The sequence below is a fragment of the Apilactobacillus zhangqiuensis genome, from assembly GCF_019656215.1.
GTDB lineage: Bacteria > Bacillota > Bacilli > Lactobacillales > Lactobacillaceae > Apilactobacillus > Apilactobacillus zhangqiuensis.
Genome location: NZ_BPLK01000001.1, coordinates 158,713 through 174,877, shown reverse-complemented (window position 1 = coordinate 174,877; position 16,165 = coordinate 158,713). Strand labels below are relative to the sequence as shown.

The window sequence follows — 16,165 nt, the reverse complement described above, 5'->3', positions numbered from 1 at the left end:
TTTGTTTTTAAGCAATTTAACGTTATAATTTATATATCACAACTCGCGGAGGAAATTATGATCATAAACGACAAAAAACTACATATGATTACCAAAGCTTTGGATAATTCACTTCGAATTAAGATTTTGTATTATTTAGAAGCCAATAATCAAAGTAATGTGTCCAACTTAATGAATTACTTTGAAACTTCCCAACCAAACATTTCTCGTCATTTGAAAATATTAGCTGACGCGAACCTTGTCTACAGTCAAAAGGATGGCCAGGAAAGAATCTATCAATTAAGTGATAACCACGTTTCTCAATTATTAGGAACTTTAAAAACCCATATTAATGATTAATAAACATCATTCTTGACATATACCGAGTTTAGATATATAACTATATTTGTTATATAACAGAATTCGGTATATTTTTATTTGGAGGCACACAATGAAAAAATTTAAAGTAGTCGGTCTAGTTGCTTTTATCAGCATGTTCCTAGTGGTTCTTGCTGGTTGTTCATCTACCAAAGCAAACGACCCCAAGAAAAGTATTCACGTTACTTCTTCTGTAAACTTCTACGGTGAAGTGGCTAAAAACGTCTTAGGAAAATACGGTAAGGTTACATCAATCATCAATAACCCAAATGTCGATCCACATGACTTCAACCCTTCTAGCTCAGACGCTAAAAACGTTTATAAAGCTAACCTTGTGATTTACAACGGTCTAGGCTACGATTCATGGGCTCAAAAGCTTACCAGCAGCAACAACGATGTTGATTCAATCAACGTCGGTAGTCTAATGGGTAAAAAAACTGGTGACAATCCACACATCTGGTACAACGTTGCCACAATGGAAAAACTATCTAACACCCTAGCTGACAAATTCGCAAAGCTACAACCAAAACATAAAAAACAATTTGAAGCTAACGCTAAGGCATACATCGCAAAACTTAAGGTTTTAAACACTCAACTTGCTGACATCAAGAAGAACAAGATGAGCAAACCGGTTGCCGTTTCAGAACCAGTTTTCGATTACTCACTAGAAAACATGGGTTACAAAGTATCAGACACTTCATTTGAAGAAGCCGCTGAAAAGGACAACGATCCAAGTCCAAAATCAATCCGTTCACTTCAAGAAGATATCAAGAACCATAAACTTTCATTCTTCGTTGTTAACAAGCAAGTTAACAGCAAGACCGTCAATAACCTAGTAAAATTAGCTAAGGAAAATGACCTTCCAATCGTCTACGTGACTGAAACTAAGCCAAGTAATGAACCTAACTACATCTCATGGATGCAAAATCAATACAAGGAAATTCAGGCAATCCAAAGAACTAAATAATTTGAAGTAAAAAAGAGAAAATATTAGTATATAATATAGTTAGAAAATATATTTGGATTAAGGAGTTTGAACCATTATGGCAATTGCACTAGTGAATGAAATGTTTAACGAATTTAACGATCCTGATTTAAGTTACAAGGATTCCAGAGATGGATACACTGAATGGTTTAAATTATCATTTCTAGTGGATGACGGTTATCACAAGTTTGAAGATGGTAAGCGCAAATTCGTTCCCAAATATGACGAAGAATTACAAGAAGTGATGAGTAACTTCTTAAACAAGTATCAAAAGGAATTCGAATCATCATTCATCAATGAAAAGGAATTCGAAGTTCTAGATCGTACCAAGGAAATTGTAAAAGACTTAAAGCAAACCCTTGAAAAAGAATTCTTAATCGAAGACAAAATCAGCTTGTTTAGTATCGATTTAGTCGGTAGTTGGCAAGCGTTCAAGAGTTCTGGTTCTTCCAAACTAGAACAACGTTTCTACAGTGACATCACTAATCACGTTGAAAAGAAACACCAAAAATAATCAAAAAAGCAGCTAAGAATAATTCTTAGCTGCTTTTTTATACTAATTCTGCATCGTTTACATCAATAAATTGACCCTTACCATCGACAATGCGATAGTTTTTATCAACATACTTCAATAATCTAGAATCATGGGTGATGATGATAACCGTCTTGTTTTCACGGTGTGCTAAGTCTTGTAGCATTTGCATCGACTTGACCGCCATGTTTCCATCCAAGGCAGCGGTTGGTTCGTCTGCCAAGATGATATCAGGATTAGTGTATAGTGCACGCAAAATTGCGACACGTTGTTGTTGACCACCAGATAATTCATCAGGATAATTGTTCATCAAGTCATCAATCTTTAAAGCTTTTGACCACTTTGCGAAAATTTTCCTATCGATGTTTTCACTCTTCTTTATCTTATCGGCCAACTTAAATTGATCCGATACCTTTAGGTAAGGCAATAAGTTGTAGGCTTGAAGAATGAATCCGATGTGTTCTAGTCTAAATTTACTTTGTTGTTTTTTACTCATGTTACCGTAATCACTACCATCGATATTGATATCTCCGGATGTAGCTGAAAGAATACCACCTAAAATCTTCATGAAGGTACTCTTCCCTGACCCAGAAGGTCCGGTAATGGCAATCACTTCACCTGAGTTGGCAGAGAAATTAATGTTTTCAAGAGCAGTGGTAGCTGCCATCTTGTCGCCAAAAACTTTACTGACGTTAGTTAATTCAATCTTTCCCATTATGAACCTCCCATTGCTTTGGCTGGATCAATCTTTGCAACGGTACGCATTGGAATTAATCCACCAATAATCGACATTACAATTACCATCACAGCAACTGCACCCATTAATGGCATATCGAAGGTCATTGGCACTGCTTTCGGCATTGAAATTGCCGTTAAGAAAGTTAACAATCCGCTAATTGCCACTCCGACAACGGATAGGATTAATGCGTTTGATACTACGTTCGTGGCTAGGTAGCCGTTTGATACCCCTTGCACCTTTAGTACTGCAAAGTATGGAATTTTTTGCATGGTCAAAACGTACAAGAAGATTGAAATTACCACTAAGGTAATTAATAGTAGAAACGCAATCATGAATTCAAAGGTACTATTTTGCGCACTGTAACCTGGAATATCTTGAATAAAGTCCTCAATATTCATGATTTGAGTTCCAGATACAGCCTTTTTAACGTCACTTCGATAAATCATGGCACTAATGGTATGGTTTACATCGGTCCCAAATTTTTCGGTTTGCACGGCATCATTAGTAGAGTAAATTACTGGTGCCACATTTAATTGGTTATTCTTAACGGTGCCGACAATCTTAAAGACATGACCGTTTCTGCTGAACTTCACCTTTTCGCCTAGGTGATAGCCATCTGTTTCCAATAAACTTTGGTCGACTACGACTTCATTATCCTTGGTCAACTTATGACCACTCACAATCTTCAAATCACGGTAGATGAATTGGTCTTTGTTCAAGCCAATCACTTGTGAACCGACCTTGTTGCCATCAGCAACGGTTTGCACGTTGGCACTCATTTGAGTGATGTCGGCGCGATTGTTAGCACTGGCCTTCTTGGCTTGTTGTGCTGTAATGGTAGATTGATCCAATGAACCATTAGCATCAGAATTTAAAACGATTTTTTCAGCATTCCATGAATCGATTGCTTGACGATTAGCTTCACTTAGACCATTAGCTAATGCGGTTAAAATAAAAATCAAATATGCAATCATCACAATTACTAAACAAATTAGACTATATCTAAATTTGCTTTTCTTAATTTCGCGCAGTGATAAAAACACGTTCGTCCCTCCTAGTTAACTAAACCCCGATTAATTAGTTTTAACAAGTCGGAAAAATCTGATAGTGCTTGTTTATCGTCACTACCGTTCAATACACTTTTAATGGTTTGATGAGCAGCTCGACTGACCCACTTGTAAGTCAAAACAATTGTTTGTCGATCAGTAACTTTTTGGCCGTTAACCACCAAAATTAGTTTGTCATCGGGCAATTGATTGTAATCATATTCAACATGTTTTAATTCATATTGATTAAATAGTGCGTATTGACGATAAAACTGTTCGTAATCAGAATCTTCCAATTCATTGATAAAAGACTCAGTGGCTACATAAAAAGCATGAAGTGAATCAGTTCGTTCTGCCTTCAATTGCTCAAATACATCAAAATGAATTTCTGCTAAAACTCGCTTTAAAGCATATACATAACTGTCATTAATATCATCGAAGTACTTGTAGAAAGAACCGCGCGCGATTGAACAATCTTTAATAATTCTCGCTACCTGAGCATCCATTAATCGATGGTTAGAAAACTCGTTAATTAACGCATTAAAAATTTGGTTTTGCTTGTCTTCATTTAAATTTAAAAAAGTTTGCGTAGGCATTTTTAACTACTCCTTTTTTATGGTGACACTTTATCATTTTTGAATATATTACTTTTATAGTGACACTGTGTCAACTGATTAGTATTAAAAAACACTGAAAAATTCAGTGTCTTTTTTATTCTTACTTGTTGATTTTTCTTACGGCAGCTTGTGCAGCTTCGTTCATGATGTTCCAAGGACGGTCGAAACCTGGTTGGAAGAAGAAGTCAGCGTATGCTAAATCATATACAGTTGCATGTTGTTGAATTGCAAATGAGATAGTGTTGATGTTTGCAGTCACGTCTCTAGTAGACATGATTTGGCCACCTAAGATACGACCATCAGTTGGATCAAAAGTAATCTTGAAGTAAACCTTAGCATTTCCGGCTTCTTCTGATACGAATGGAGGAACTGCCCAGTCTTCAATTAGTACTGATTCGGCACCCTTAACGCCACATTTTTCTTGAGTATCTTGTTTAACCCCAGTTGAAGCAAAGTGGTAGTTGAATACTGAAAGAGCTGATGAACCTGAAACGGCAGTCATCTTTAGTTCTCTTCCGGCAGCGTTAGCAGCAGCGGTACGTCCTTGACGACGTGCGTTGGATGCTAGAGCGATTGATGATAATTCACCAGTTGGTGCGTATGGAACCTTGGTTGCGTCACCTACTGCGTAGATATCTTTAACGCTAGTTTCTTGGTGTTCGTCAATCTTGATACGGCCACGTTCGTCTAGGTCTAATAAGCCATCTACTAATGAAGTATTTGGAATAACACCGGCAGTTTCAACAACTAATTCAGCATCGAAAGTACCTTGGTCAGTCTTAACGCCTGAAACCTTACCATCTTTACCAATGAATTCAGCAACGTTGACGCTACCTACAAAGTTAACGCCGTTTTCTTTGAATTCTTGAGTTAATTTGTCAGTGAATTCTGAATCTAGGTAATTACCTAATAGACGAGGGTTGTGGTCTACAATAGTAACTTCCTTTCCTGCCTTAGCAAATGCTTCAGCGGCTTCGATTCCAATGTAACCTGAACCGATAACAAAAACATGCTTTAGATCAGGATCTACCATCTTTTGTTTTAACTTGATTGCCCAGTTACGGCCACGCATTGCGTATAAGTTTTCTAGGTCCTTACCAGGAACATCTAGGCGACGTGGTGTAGCACCAATAGCTAAGATTAGCTTATCGTAACTTTCATCACGTTCTGAACCGTCTGCTAAGTTCTTAACATGAACTGACTTGTTCTTTTCATCAATACTTGCGATTTCTTGTTGTACAAATACATGTACTCCGTCTTTTTCAGCGTTATCTACAGTTTCATAAGCAACTGTGTTTACATCCTTTACAGTACCTTCTAGGTATAATTCCATACCACATGATAGGAAGGAAATGAAATCTCCTCTTTCATACCATTGAATTTCTGCGTCAGGGTTTTCCAAAAGCATTCCACGAACGGCTTCATATCCACCGTGTGAAGAACCAACAACTATCACTTTCATTAGTGCGTGGCCTCCTAATAATTTTTAATTAATATTTATATAACTTTACTTTGTGAGAAATATCACATTTAATTTACAAGAGTTATTTTACCTTTTGCGCGATTATATAGCAAGCAATATTTAATAAAAAGTGAAAAAAAGATGAAATGTTTTTGATAAACATTAAAAACTAGGTATTTTTATGGCTAGAATCGCTAAATTACGGCTTTTCTTTAATATTTTCTCTAATATTATCGGACGAAATGATGATCATTTCGTTAAATGAATGCTATTTTCATCACAAACTACCTGTACAAATGTTTAAATATTGATTAAGTTTCTTTCTATTAATTGTAGTGATCGCCAAATGCTAGTAAAATTAAAGACAATAATAAAAATACTATGAGGGGTTAATTACAATGAAATACGGGTTGATTAAAACTGCATTATTCACTGCAGCTGGCGCTGCACTTGTAAAGTTATCAAAGAAAAGCATTGATATTAGAAGAGCTAACAGCGAAATCTATCAACCTTCTAGAGATTTCTTTGTAGATGATCACCTAAATGGAAAGAAAATCGTTTTCCTTGGTTCATCTGTGACAGCTGGTCTCGCTGCTAAGGGTATTTCATTCGTCGACTTCTTGAGAGTTGAACATGGTGTCCACGCAATTAAAGAAGCAGTCAGCGGAACCACATTGGCAGATATTAATGAAAAGTCATACATTAGTAGAATGAAGAAGAATTTAAACTTCGATTCTCATTATGATTTATTCGCCTGCCAATTATCTACTAACGATCAAAGAAACGGTGTTGAAATGGGTAGAATCAGTAAGTCATACGATGCCGAAGATTTCGATACCCAAACCACTATCGGTGCGATTGAATACATAGCTGCTACCGTCCAAGACACTTGGGATTGCCCATTGGTCTTTTATACCTGTCTAAGAAAGCCTGAACCTGAATACGAATTCCTACGTGAAAAGTTATTCGAATTACAAAGAAAATGGCACTTCGCTATCATCGACATTTGGAACAACAAAGGACTAAAGAAGATAAATGAAGAAAACCCTTGTTTCATGCTTGATGATACCCATCCAACTTGTGCCGGATACCGTTATGGTTGGACCCCAATTTTCGTTAAAGAATTAGATCAAATGCTAGAATAATTAAAAAAGACACCAATGAAATGTTGTTAAATCAGCATTTCATTGGTGTCTTTCTCTTTTTATTAATTTTTAATGAAAAACAGTTGCATTCTTTTAATAATGGTGTATTATTATAAACAACGACAGAGATATGATAACTACATAAGCAAAACAATAGATTACCGTCTTTATTGAGTTTGTAAGATGTTTGGGTTAAAAATTATCATTGTCATTTGATATATTTAATAGAAAAACATTTCACATTTTTCTCTCATTTAAATATCACATGCAGACATATTTATGCTCCTTTGAGTAGTTGGATTGAATTCCAAGCACATATTTCATTCTTGCTCTATGGTTCAATGGTAGAACGGCGCACTGTTAATGCGAAGGTTACTGGTTCGAGTCCAGTTAGAGCAGTCGAGTAGCAACCCTACTCATCAAAAAGAGTTAGATCTTTTACATAACTAAACATTTTTGCTCTATGGTTCAATGGTAGAATGGCGCACTGTTAATGCGAAGGTTACTGGTTCGAGTCCAGTTAGAGCAGTTGAGTGGAACTCTACTCATTAAAAAGATAATTTTTCACCTCAGTTTTGCTCCGTGGTTCAATGGTAGAATAGCGCACTGTTAATGCGATGGTTGCTGGTTCGAGTCCAGCCGGAGCAGTTGGGAGAAATCCCAAGTTAGCTTTATCCCAATGTTAACTAATAAAGCAAATTGCTTTTCCATATTTTTATTCATAATTATCTATAATTCCACATAATAAGAAGACTTAGCCTTTTGACTAGGTTTTTTTATTTGTTTTCAGATCAAAAAAGGCGATAGTCTAATGACTATCGCCTTTTATTTATGCTCTGTGTTTCTTATGATGTTTCTTCTTGTGGTGAACCTTCTTAAGATGCTTTTTCTTGTGATGTTTCTTAACTGACTTTTTTACATGTTTCTTCTTATGATGAGTCACCTTTTTAGTATGATGCTTCTTTGCTTTTTTAACGTGTTTCTTAGCTTTTGCCTTCTTAGCAGCTAGTTTAACCACCTTGGCTGTCTTAGCTTTTACGGCAGCAGCTGGTTTCACTTCAGTGTTACCTTGCTTGTTTTCAACATTTTGACCCTTGTTGGCATTGGTGTTGGATACAGTCTTGGCAACAGTACCTAAGAACCAAGACTTTTGCTTGCGTAACTTACTTGCATCAACATTTTTGTGTAATGATGATGAGTAGTGACGATCAGTGTATTGCCACAATACGTGGGCAATTGTTGGTTCATTCTTGGTGTATGAAGCAACCCAGTAACCATCGTACTTACTTAATGCTTTGGAAGCATAAGTTTGCATGAAGCTTAGGTATGAATAGAATAGAATCTTTCTAGAACCAACTAGTGGACGTAAAGTATTAACCCACTTAGCTGTTGCAGCGTTTGAGTGACGACGACTGATTGAAGCTGATTCAAAGTCGTTTACATAAAACTTTGCGTTTGGCGCTCTGTTGTATAGGTCACGAGCTTCTCTGGCAGCAGCAGCTGATGAATTATATCTACTAAATGAGTACACCCCGTATGGTACTTTGTACTTTTCTAATAGTGCCTTGTTGTGTTTAAAAGTTCTATCACTGTAACTTGATCCATATTGAACTCTAAGAATTGCGAAAGGCACTTCTTTACTTAGGTTCTTTGCTTTCTTGTTTGTTAGACGTCCTTGCCATTCAGACAAGTCATATACTGTTTTACTACTTGCGTTTGCATGTGTATTAAAGCTTCCAATTGCTCCAACCCCCGTTGTTAAAGCAAGAGAAGCGACCATTGTCATCAATATTGATTTGAATTTAAACTTAATCAATATAACTCACTCCTATTTCTCTAATGAATCATTGACTTGCATTATAGACGCCAAATGTTGCAAGAATGATATAGTAATATTACAAAATATGACAATTTATCATTTTTCTGCAATTTTTCTCTCAAAATGCGACACTTTCTTTCATTTTGATGATTGTTTTTGATAAATTCCCGCCTATAATAGTCATTACAAATTAAAAACAATAAGGAGTGAGATAATGTCATTCTTAGAATTAAAAAACATTCAAAAATCATACTACCTTGGCAAAGACGAATTCAAAGTCTTAAAAGGAATTGATTTATCATTCGAAAAAGGTGAAATGGTATCAATCCTTGGTGAATCAGGTGGTGGTAAATCTACATTAATGAACATCATTGGTGGATTGGACAGTAAATACGAAGGTGACGTTTTATTAAACGGTAGCTCATTAAAACATGATACTGACAAACAATTAGATGAATACCGTCGTAAGACCATTGGTTTTATCTTCCAAAGTTTCAATCTAATTAGTCACTTAACTATTTTAGATAACGTATTAGTTCCACTTGAAATGACTACCCTTTCAAAGAAGGAACAAGTTGCTCGTGCTAAGGGATTACTTGCTAAAGTTGGTCTAAGCGATCACATCCACAAGTACCCTAACCAATTATCTGGTGGTCAAAAGCAACGTGTTTCTATCGCCCGCGCTTTAGCCGGTGATCCAGAAATGCTAATTGCCGATGAACCAACCGGTGCATTGGATCCAGAAAACACCACTGAAATCCTACAAATTTTGGATAACATTGCTAAGGAAGGAAAACTAGTCCTAACTGTTACCCACTCTCAAAAAGTTGCTGACTACGGTACTCGTATCGTTCACATGACTGACGGACGTATTGACGAAGACAGAACTCTTCGTGACAAGTACTCCGAAAGTGACGAACCAGCACTAGAATCAAAATCTCTATCATTAAAATCAATCGTTAAGATGACTTGGGATAACATTAAGTACAACTCAAAACGTAACCTATTGATCATCTTTGGTGGATTGATTGGTATCTTCTCAGTCGTATTCATGTTAGGACTTGGAAATGGAATTAGAGGATACATTAACCACGAAATTTACTCTCAAGTAAATCCAAACAGTGTTCAAGTTTCCCATAAAAACACTAATGATCACTCATCATTTAAAGATGCTGACGTTAGCCGTTTAGAAAACGTTAAGGGTGTTAAATCCGTCGAAAAAGCTTATGCTTCAACTGGTATTCAAATGAAGGATGGCAAAAAGACAGCTCAATCTTCATACATGACTACTAGTTTAGCTACTATTAATGAAGACAACATCAAACACGGTACAACACCTAAGGATGGCGAAATCCTTATTAACACTACCGCTGCTAAAGCATTAAACAAGAAGGACCCTAATTCAATGGTAGGAAAAGAAATTCAAGTTTCATTCACTGCCATGAAGAACGGAACTCCATACCCAGTAACCAAGAAACTTAAGATTTCTGGAATTATCGACTCACAAAGCCCACTTACTATCATTAACTATGCTACTGTTAAAGAAGCCCTAGCCGACAACGGCATCAAGATTGAACCAAACTTCTTAAACGTTAACATCAAGGGTGGCGTAAGCAACGTAGACCCTGTTCAAAACAGAATCAAAGCGATTGAAGTTAATGGTAAGAAAGCATACAGCATCCAAGGTGCAGGTGCGATTGTATCAACTCTAAACACTTACATTAACCTTGCTGTTTACGTATTAGCTGCCATTGCTGGTATTTCACTATTGGTATCAGCAATCATGATTATCGTTGTTCTATACATTAGTGTTGCAGAAAGAACCAAGGAAATTGGTATTTTACGTGCCTTAGGTGCTACTAAGGGTAACATCAGAATGTTATTCGTGAGCCAAGCACTATTTCTAGGTATCTTCTCGTCAGTGTCAGCTGTTGTTCTTTCATACTTAATTCAATTAGGTATTAACTCAGCTGTTCACGGTATGATTGATTACTCAATCATCCAAATCTCACTTGGTAACGCCATCTTCGGTATCGTAGTTGCCATTATCATCAACTTACTAGCTTCAATTCTTCCTTCAAACAAGGGTGCTAAACTAGATCCAATCGAAAGTTTAAGTGCAGAATAGTTAGTAGTATATTCCCCTCTAACAAAAAACACGCTATGAATTTTATAGCGTGTTTTTTAGTATTCTCGATGCACTAAAAAATCGTAAACATAGTCCTTGTCATATTCATCAAAATGATGAACCCAAAAGGTAACTACACCCATTGCAGTAGATGAATTATATGCGGAAAAAAGTTTGCGTTTCTTTTCATCCATCTTATCAGTAAAGACCTCGGTGGTTGAAGCCACCATTTGATTAAAAAAGGCAATTAGTTTCAAAGTAAAACGAATATCGCCTTTTTCGCTTAGTAACAATTCTAAAATTGGCTGATTTTCTTCAATTACCGTCAAAAATTTATAAACAAACTTGCCGGCAGCGGTATTGATATGTTCTAGTTCACTACCCTTTAGTTCAACGTTAGCCTCTTTAATATCTGTGATGACGCGATCTTCAATACTATCAATCAAATCTGGTTTATCAATATAGTGACGATAAAAGGTACTTCTGTTGATGTTGGCAGCCTTAATAATATCGCTGACCGTTACATCAGATACGCCCTTATCTTTGGCCACTTTAATTAGCGCGCCTTCGATTTTATCCCTGGTTAATTGGCGCTTGTGTTCATATTTCACTGTTAATTCCTCCATTAAGTTATAGTTCACTTATATATGTATGGTTAGTGTTATGATTAACCTATTAAATAGAAAAGAGATGCATAAAATATGTACAAATTCGGTCTAATAAGTGGTCTAATCGTCTTCTTAGTATCCATTATGGCTGTTATTACACTCGTATTTGTTATCGGTCATAATGTCTATTTGCACAGAACAATCAAATTAAATCTAGCGTTCTTAATACTAGCACTAATCGTTACTATTGCCATATATGACATGGATAAATCGTTCATTAATTTCATTCTAACACCGATGTAAGAAGTAATAGATTAACATTTTCTTAAGTTGAACTGTTTAGCTGTTATCTGATTAAATCTGATGTTACGATATTATATATGATAATTGTTTAAGGAGTGAACTATATGCTAAAGGTTGCAACCAACCCTAGTTTCATAGCCAGATATTTTCAAAGCTTTAATTGGGACGAAATCCTACATAATTTAACAAATATTGTAATCGATATTGTATTGATTTCAATCTTTTTCTTAATCTTAAAGGCGATTGGTAAACGCGTTATCAATCATCTATTTAAGAACTACGCGAAGAGAGAACGTGGTATTCCTGAAAACAGATTGAAGACTTTACACTCATTATCAGTTAACTCATACATGTATATCCTAGTATTCTTCTGGATTTACTCTGTGCTAACTTTTATCGGTGTACCAATTGGAACACTACTTGCTGGTGCTGGTCTATTCTCAGTTGCCATTGGTTTAGGTGCTCAAGGACTTGCCAGTGATATCATCAATGGTTTCTTCATCTTGTTCGAAAAACAAATTAGCATTGGTGACTACGTTACTATCGGAGACGTCACCGGTACCGTTTCTGAACTAGGTCTTAGAACTACTAAGATTAGAAGTAACAACGATGCTTTAAACTTCATCCCCAACAGATATATTACTAACATCTGTAACATGTCTAAGGAACGCATGAAGGCAGATATCGACATCAGAGTTAACCCAGATACCCCTATCACCGAAGTAATTAACATTATGAAAGACATTAATGCTAAGAACATTCCAAGTACTGAAGGAATCATCGGTGATCCAGATATCTTAGGTACTGTTGATATGGGTGATGGAACCATTGCCGTTAAGGAATTCATCCCTACTACGGATGAAGCAAGATTTGATGTTCAATTCAAATTCTTACAACTATACCTTGAAGCCATTACCGCTGCAGGTATTAAGTTACCAAACAACAAGGTAATCGCCGACATTTCAAAATAAAGTTTCAACGCCCGTTTCGGGGCGTTTTTTACTATCATATATAAATACGAAAGGAAGTCATTATTATGTTTAGTTTAGCTGCAAAAAATCCAAGTATTCTAAAGCAATATGTAGATAGTTTTAAGTGGAGCGATATGCTTCATAATCTAACTTTTGCCGTTATTGATATTCTTTTAATTTCTATTTTCTTCCTTATTATTAAGTTAATTGGTCAAATTATCATCAACCGCCTATTCGGTAGATATCTCCAAAAACAAAAGAAGATTAGTCCCAAACGTGAAGGTACTTTGAAATCAATTTCTGCCAACACATACAATTACATTCTTATCTTCTTCTGGTTATACTCAATTTTAAGCATCATTGGCATTCCTGTTGGTTCACTTCTAGCCGGTGCTGGTCTTGTGACCGTTGCATTAGGTTTAGGTGCGCAAGGACTTGCTAACGACATCATTACTGGTTTCTTCATTCTATTCGAACACCAAATCGATGTCGGTGACTTCGTCGTATTAGACACCATCACAGGTACAGTATCTGAAATTGGTCTTCGTTCAACTCAAATTCGTGGTGTCGATGACTCACTTAACTTTGTCCCTAACAGATACATCACCAATATCTGTAACATGTCCAAGGATCGTCTTAAGGCTGAAATTAACATTCGTGTTAACCCTGACAGTCCAATCCAACAAATCATTGATATCGTTAAAGACGTTAACGCTAAGAACATTCCAAACACCCAAGGAATTATCGACGAACCTCAATTATTAGGAACGGTCGATTTAGGTGACGGAACCATTGCCGTAAAGGAATGGATTCCATGTACCGACACCGAAAAGTTCAACGTGCAATTCAAGTTCCTACAATTATATCTTGAAGCAATCAAGAATGCTGGAATTATCCTACCAAACAACAAACTAATCACACCAATCCCACAAAAATAGTCATTATATAGGTATGTTTTTTTAATTTTTTATAAAACATACCTATTTTAGATTAATTTGTGTACTAATTATTTGTAACTAAATGTAAATAGTGTAAAATGGTGGTTGGATTAAATTACGTATTTCCATAATTATTGTAAAAAACAAAGGAGAAGAGATATGAGCGCATGGGATATCATTCGTGATGCGACTCCTCAATTGGTCTCGGCATGTATTGCTTACACGATTCCAATTGCAATCGTATCATTTATCATTGGTTTAACTATCGCCGTAATTACTGCTTTAGTTAAAATCTCACATCGTGGTGGCCTATTCAATATTGTAAAAGCATTCTTTTACTTCTACGTATGGCTATTCAGAAGTACACCACTATTGGTTCAATTATTCATCGTATTCTTTGGTCTTCCATACCTAAGAATCGCTGGAATTCTACCAGATGGGATCAGATTAACACCAGTTGTTGCTGGTATTATTACTTTCTCATTGAACACTGGTGCTTACGCTTCAGAAACCATTCGTGGTGCCATCCTATCAATTCCAGATGGTCAATGGGAAGCTGCCTACTCACTAGGCATGACCAAACGCAAGGTATTATGGAGAATTATCTTGCCACAAGCTAGTCGTGTGTCACTACCACCTTTATCCAATGAGTTTATTGGTTTGGTTAAGGATACTTCACTAGCTGCTTCAATTACTATCGTTGAAATGTTTGAAGTCAGTCAACAAATTGCGGCTGAAAACTATCAACCATTAATTATGTACATTCTGGTAGCTGCAATCTATGCAGTCATCTGTAGTGTTCTTACAATCTTACAAAGTTACCTAGAAAAACGAGTTTCTCGTTATTCTGTAAGCAACTAGAAAGGAGTACGTTAATGATTAATTTAAAAAACGTATCTAAAACATTTGGCAAACAACATGCATTAGATAATATCTCCCTTCAATTTCCTAAGAACAAGACCTCAGTGATTGTCGGACCTTCTGGTTCTGGTAAATCAACTCTACTTAGATCTTTAAACCTTTTGGAAACACCAGAAACTGGTGAATACGAATTCAATGATGAAAAGATTGATTTCTCAAAGAAATTAAGTTCAAAAACCATTCTAAACATTCGTAGAAAGACTAGTATGGTATTCCAAAGTTTTAACCTATTCCCTCACCTAACAGTTCTAAAAAACGTTATGGAAGGACAAGTACAAGTTCTAAACAAGAGTAAAGAAGAAGCCAAGGAAGTTGCCGAAAAACTTTTGGATAAGGTTGGAATGCTAGACAAAGCCGACTCATACCCAAGTCAACTATCAGGTGGACAAGCTCAACGTGTTGCGATTGCTAGATCGTTAGCAATGCATCCCGAATACATCCTATTGGATGAACCAACCAGCGCCTTGGATCCTGAAATTGAACTAGAAGTTCTAAAAGTGTTATTAGATTTAGCCAAAGAAAAACAATCATTAGTTATTGTTACCCATAATCTTACTTTTGCTCAACGCGTTGCCGACAAGATTGTCTTCATTGAAGATGGTAAAGTTGGTTTCGATGGTGACACAAAGGACTTCTTTGAATCAGATGATCAAAGAATCAAAGATTTTCTTGCAGCAATGACCCTACAAAACATTTAAGGAGATTCAATATCATGAAATTTAACAAATTATTCAAGTCTCTAGCAGTTACTTTAGCCGTATTCGGTACTGGTGCTATCTTAGCTTCATGTGGTAACAGCTCAAGCTCAAAGAACTACAAATCAGAAGTAACTAACAGTGGTAAGTTAACTATCGGTCTAGAAGGTACTTACGCACCTTACTCATACAGAAAAGATGGTAAGCTACAAGGTTTCGAAGTTGATTTAGCTAAAGATGTTGCTAAGAAATTAGGTCTAAAAGCTAACTTTGTTGAAACTAAGTGGGATAGTTTAATTGCTGGTCTAGGTAGTAACAGATACGATGCTGTTATGAACAACATGACTGTTACTCCACAAAGAGAAAAGTTATACTCATTCTCTGACCCATACGCTTACTCATACTACACATTGATCACTAAGAGTGACAGCAAGTTGATGAGCATCAAAGACATCAAGGGTATGAACATTGTTGACGGTGCTGGTACTGATAATGCTGTTGTTGCTAAGAAGTTTGGTGCAATGGTTTCATCAACTCCTGACAACTCAACAGGTTACCAATTAATCCAACAAGGTCGTGCTGATGGTACTGTTAACTCAGTTCCCGCATGGAAGTACTTTGCAAAGCACAACTCAACTAAGGGTCTAAAAGAAATTGATGTTCCAACTAAGCTACAAGCTCCAGCTGAAACTTCAATCATGTTAAACAAGAACTCAAAAGCTCTAACTAAGAAGATTAACCAAGCACTAGCTGAACTACGTAAAGATGGTACTATGAAGAAACTTTCAATGAAGTACTTCGGTTCAGACATCACTACTAAGAACAACTAGTCTTAATATAGATACGAAAAAAGCACTCATTATTGAGTGCTTTTTTATTGGTTTAAATGTTTTAAGGCA

General features: G+C 36.2%; 16 protein-coding genes and 3 tRNA genes. 13 read left to right on the top strand and 6 right to left on the bottom strand.

Annotated features, from left to right (window positions below; genetic code table 11):
- The first annotated feature begins 84 nt into the window (after positions 1-84).
- From K5Q07_RS00805 to K5Q07_RS00795, 3 genes are all read left to right on the top strand, one after another.
- Entirely contained in the window at positions 85-339 is a 255-nt protein-coding gene (locus K5Q07_RS00805; RefSeq protein WP_251067601.1) for an ArsR/SmtB family transcription factor, read from the top strand.
- Between the two features lie 91 nt (positions 340-430).
- On the top strand, positions 431-1,324 hold the full coding sequence (locus tag K5Q07_RS00800; RefSeq protein ID WP_220729157.1) for a metal ABC transporter solute-binding protein, Zn/Mn family: 894 nt from the start codon (positions 431-433) through the stop codon (positions 1,322-1,324).
- A 76-nt stretch (positions 1,325-1,400) separates the two neighbouring features.
- Positions 1,401-1,856 carry a hypothetical protein gene (locus tag K5Q07_RS00795; protein ID WP_054607021.1) on the top strand — a complete coding sequence of 152 codons (456 nt, stop codon included), beginning with the start codon at positions 1,401-1,403 and terminating at the stop codon, positions 1,854-1,856.
- Between the two features lie 37 nt (positions 1,857-1,893).
- On the opposite strand, the gene K5Q07_RS00790 is transcribed toward K5Q07_RS00795, so the two are convergent.
- The 4 genes from K5Q07_RS00790 to K5Q07_RS00775 form a co-directional block, all read right to left on the bottom strand.
- The gene (locus tag K5Q07_RS00790) at positions 1,894-2,589 is read right to left on the bottom strand and encodes an ABC transporter ATP-binding protein (protein WP_220729156.1); all 696 of its coding nucleotides are present in this window, start codon (positions 2,587-2,589) and stop codon (positions 1,894-1,896) included.
- Positions 2,589-3,656, bottom strand: coding sequence for an ABC transporter permease (locus K5Q07_RS00785; protein WP_220729155.1), 1,068 nt, complete (start codon positions 3,654-3,656; stop codon positions 2,589-2,591). Before K5Q07_RS00785 ends, K5Q07_RS00790 begins: the two co-directional genes overlap by 1 nt.
- 11 nt (positions 3,657-3,667) lie before the next feature.
- The gene (locus K5Q07_RS00780; protein ID WP_220729154.1) at positions 3,668-4,255 is read right to left on the bottom strand and encodes a TetR/AcrR family transcriptional regulator; all 588 of its coding nucleotides are present in this window, start codon (positions 4,253-4,255) and stop codon (positions 3,668-3,670) included.
- A gap of 121 nt (positions 4,256-4,376) precedes the next feature.
- Positions 4,377-5,738, bottom strand: a complete 1,362-nt coding sequence (locus tag K5Q07_RS00775; protein ID WP_220729153.1) for an FAD-dependent oxidoreductase — start codon at positions 5,736-5,738, stop codon at positions 4,377-4,379.
- A 398-nt stretch (positions 5,739-6,136) separates the two neighbouring features.
- Here K5Q07_RS00775 and K5Q07_RS00770 point away from each other — a divergent pair, with 398 nt between their 5' ends.
- The 4 genes from K5Q07_RS00770 (at position 6,137) to K5Q07_RS00755 (ending at position 7,531) form a co-directional block, all read left to right on the top strand.
- Positions 6,137-6,883, top strand: coding sequence for an SGNH/GDSL hydrolase family protein (locus K5Q07_RS00770; protein ID WP_054607026.1), 747 nt, complete (start codon positions 6,137-6,139; stop codon positions 6,881-6,883).
- A 327-nt stretch (positions 6,884-7,210) separates the two neighbouring features.
- Positions 7,211-7,282, top strand: a tRNA-Asn gene (locus K5Q07_RS00765).
- Between the two features lie 58 nt (positions 7,283-7,340).
- A tRNA-Asn gene (locus K5Q07_RS00760) sits at positions 7,341-7,412 on the top strand.
- A gap of 47 nt (positions 7,413-7,459) precedes the next feature.
- Positions 7,460-7,531: transfer RNA gene (locus tag K5Q07_RS00755), tRNA-Asn, on the top strand.
- 181 nt (positions 7,532-7,712) lie between these two features.
- On the opposite strand, the gene K5Q07_RS00750 is transcribed toward K5Q07_RS00755, so the two are convergent.
- Positions 7,713-8,699, bottom strand: coding sequence for a GH25 family lysozyme (locus K5Q07_RS00750; protein ID WP_220729152.1), 987 nt, complete (start codon positions 8,697-8,699; stop codon positions 7,713-7,715).
- A gap of 217 nt (positions 8,700-8,916) precedes the next feature.
- Between K5Q07_RS00750 and K5Q07_RS00745 the strand changes: the two genes are divergently transcribed.
- Positions 8,917-10,830, top strand: coding sequence for an ABC transporter ATP-binding protein/permease (locus K5Q07_RS00745; protein WP_220729151.1), 1,914 nt, complete (start codon positions 8,917-8,919; stop codon positions 10,828-10,830).
- Positions 10,831-10,886: 56 nt separating this feature from the next.
- Here K5Q07_RS00745 and K5Q07_RS00740 read toward each other — a convergent pair whose 3' ends face one another.
- Positions 10,887-11,441, bottom strand: coding sequence for a TetR/AcrR family transcriptional regulator (locus K5Q07_RS00740; protein WP_220729150.1), 555 nt, complete (start codon positions 11,439-11,441; stop codon positions 10,887-10,889).
- A gap of 404 nt (positions 11,442-11,845) precedes the next feature.
- Between K5Q07_RS00740 and K5Q07_RS00735 the strand changes: the two genes are divergently transcribed.
- The 5 genes from K5Q07_RS00735 to K5Q07_RS00715 all read left to right on the top strand — a co-directional run bounded on the left by K5Q07_RS00735 (position 11,846) and on the right by K5Q07_RS00715 (position 16,096).
- On the top strand, positions 11,846-12,712 hold the full coding sequence (locus K5Q07_RS00735) for a mechanosensitive ion channel family protein (protein ID WP_054607031.1): 867 nt from the start codon (positions 11,846-11,848) through the stop codon (positions 12,710-12,712).
- A gap of 65 nt (positions 12,713-12,777) precedes the next feature.
- Positions 12,778-13,650: a mechanosensitive ion channel family protein gene (locus K5Q07_RS00730; protein ID WP_138727198.1), complete on the top strand. Its 873-nt coding sequence runs from the start codon at positions 12,778-12,780 to the stop codon at positions 13,648-13,650.
- A gap of 159 nt (positions 13,651-13,809) precedes the next feature.
- Positions 13,810-14,511 carry an amino acid ABC transporter permease gene (locus K5Q07_RS00725; protein ID WP_034531334.1) on the top strand — a complete coding sequence of 234 codons (702 nt, stop codon included), beginning with the start codon at positions 13,810-13,812 and terminating at the stop codon, positions 14,509-14,511.
- A gap of 14 nt (positions 14,512-14,525) precedes the next feature.
- Positions 14,526-15,269, top strand: coding sequence for an amino acid ABC transporter ATP-binding protein (locus K5Q07_RS00720; RefSeq protein ID WP_054483939.1), 744 nt, complete (start codon positions 14,526-14,528; stop codon positions 15,267-15,269).
- Positions 15,270-15,283: 14 nt separating this feature from the next.
- Entirely contained in the window at positions 15,284-16,096 is an 813-nt protein-coding gene (locus K5Q07_RS00715) for a transporter substrate-binding domain-containing protein (RefSeq protein ID WP_220729149.1), read from the top strand.
- The last annotated feature ends 69 nt before the right edge of the window (positions 16,097-16,165 follow it).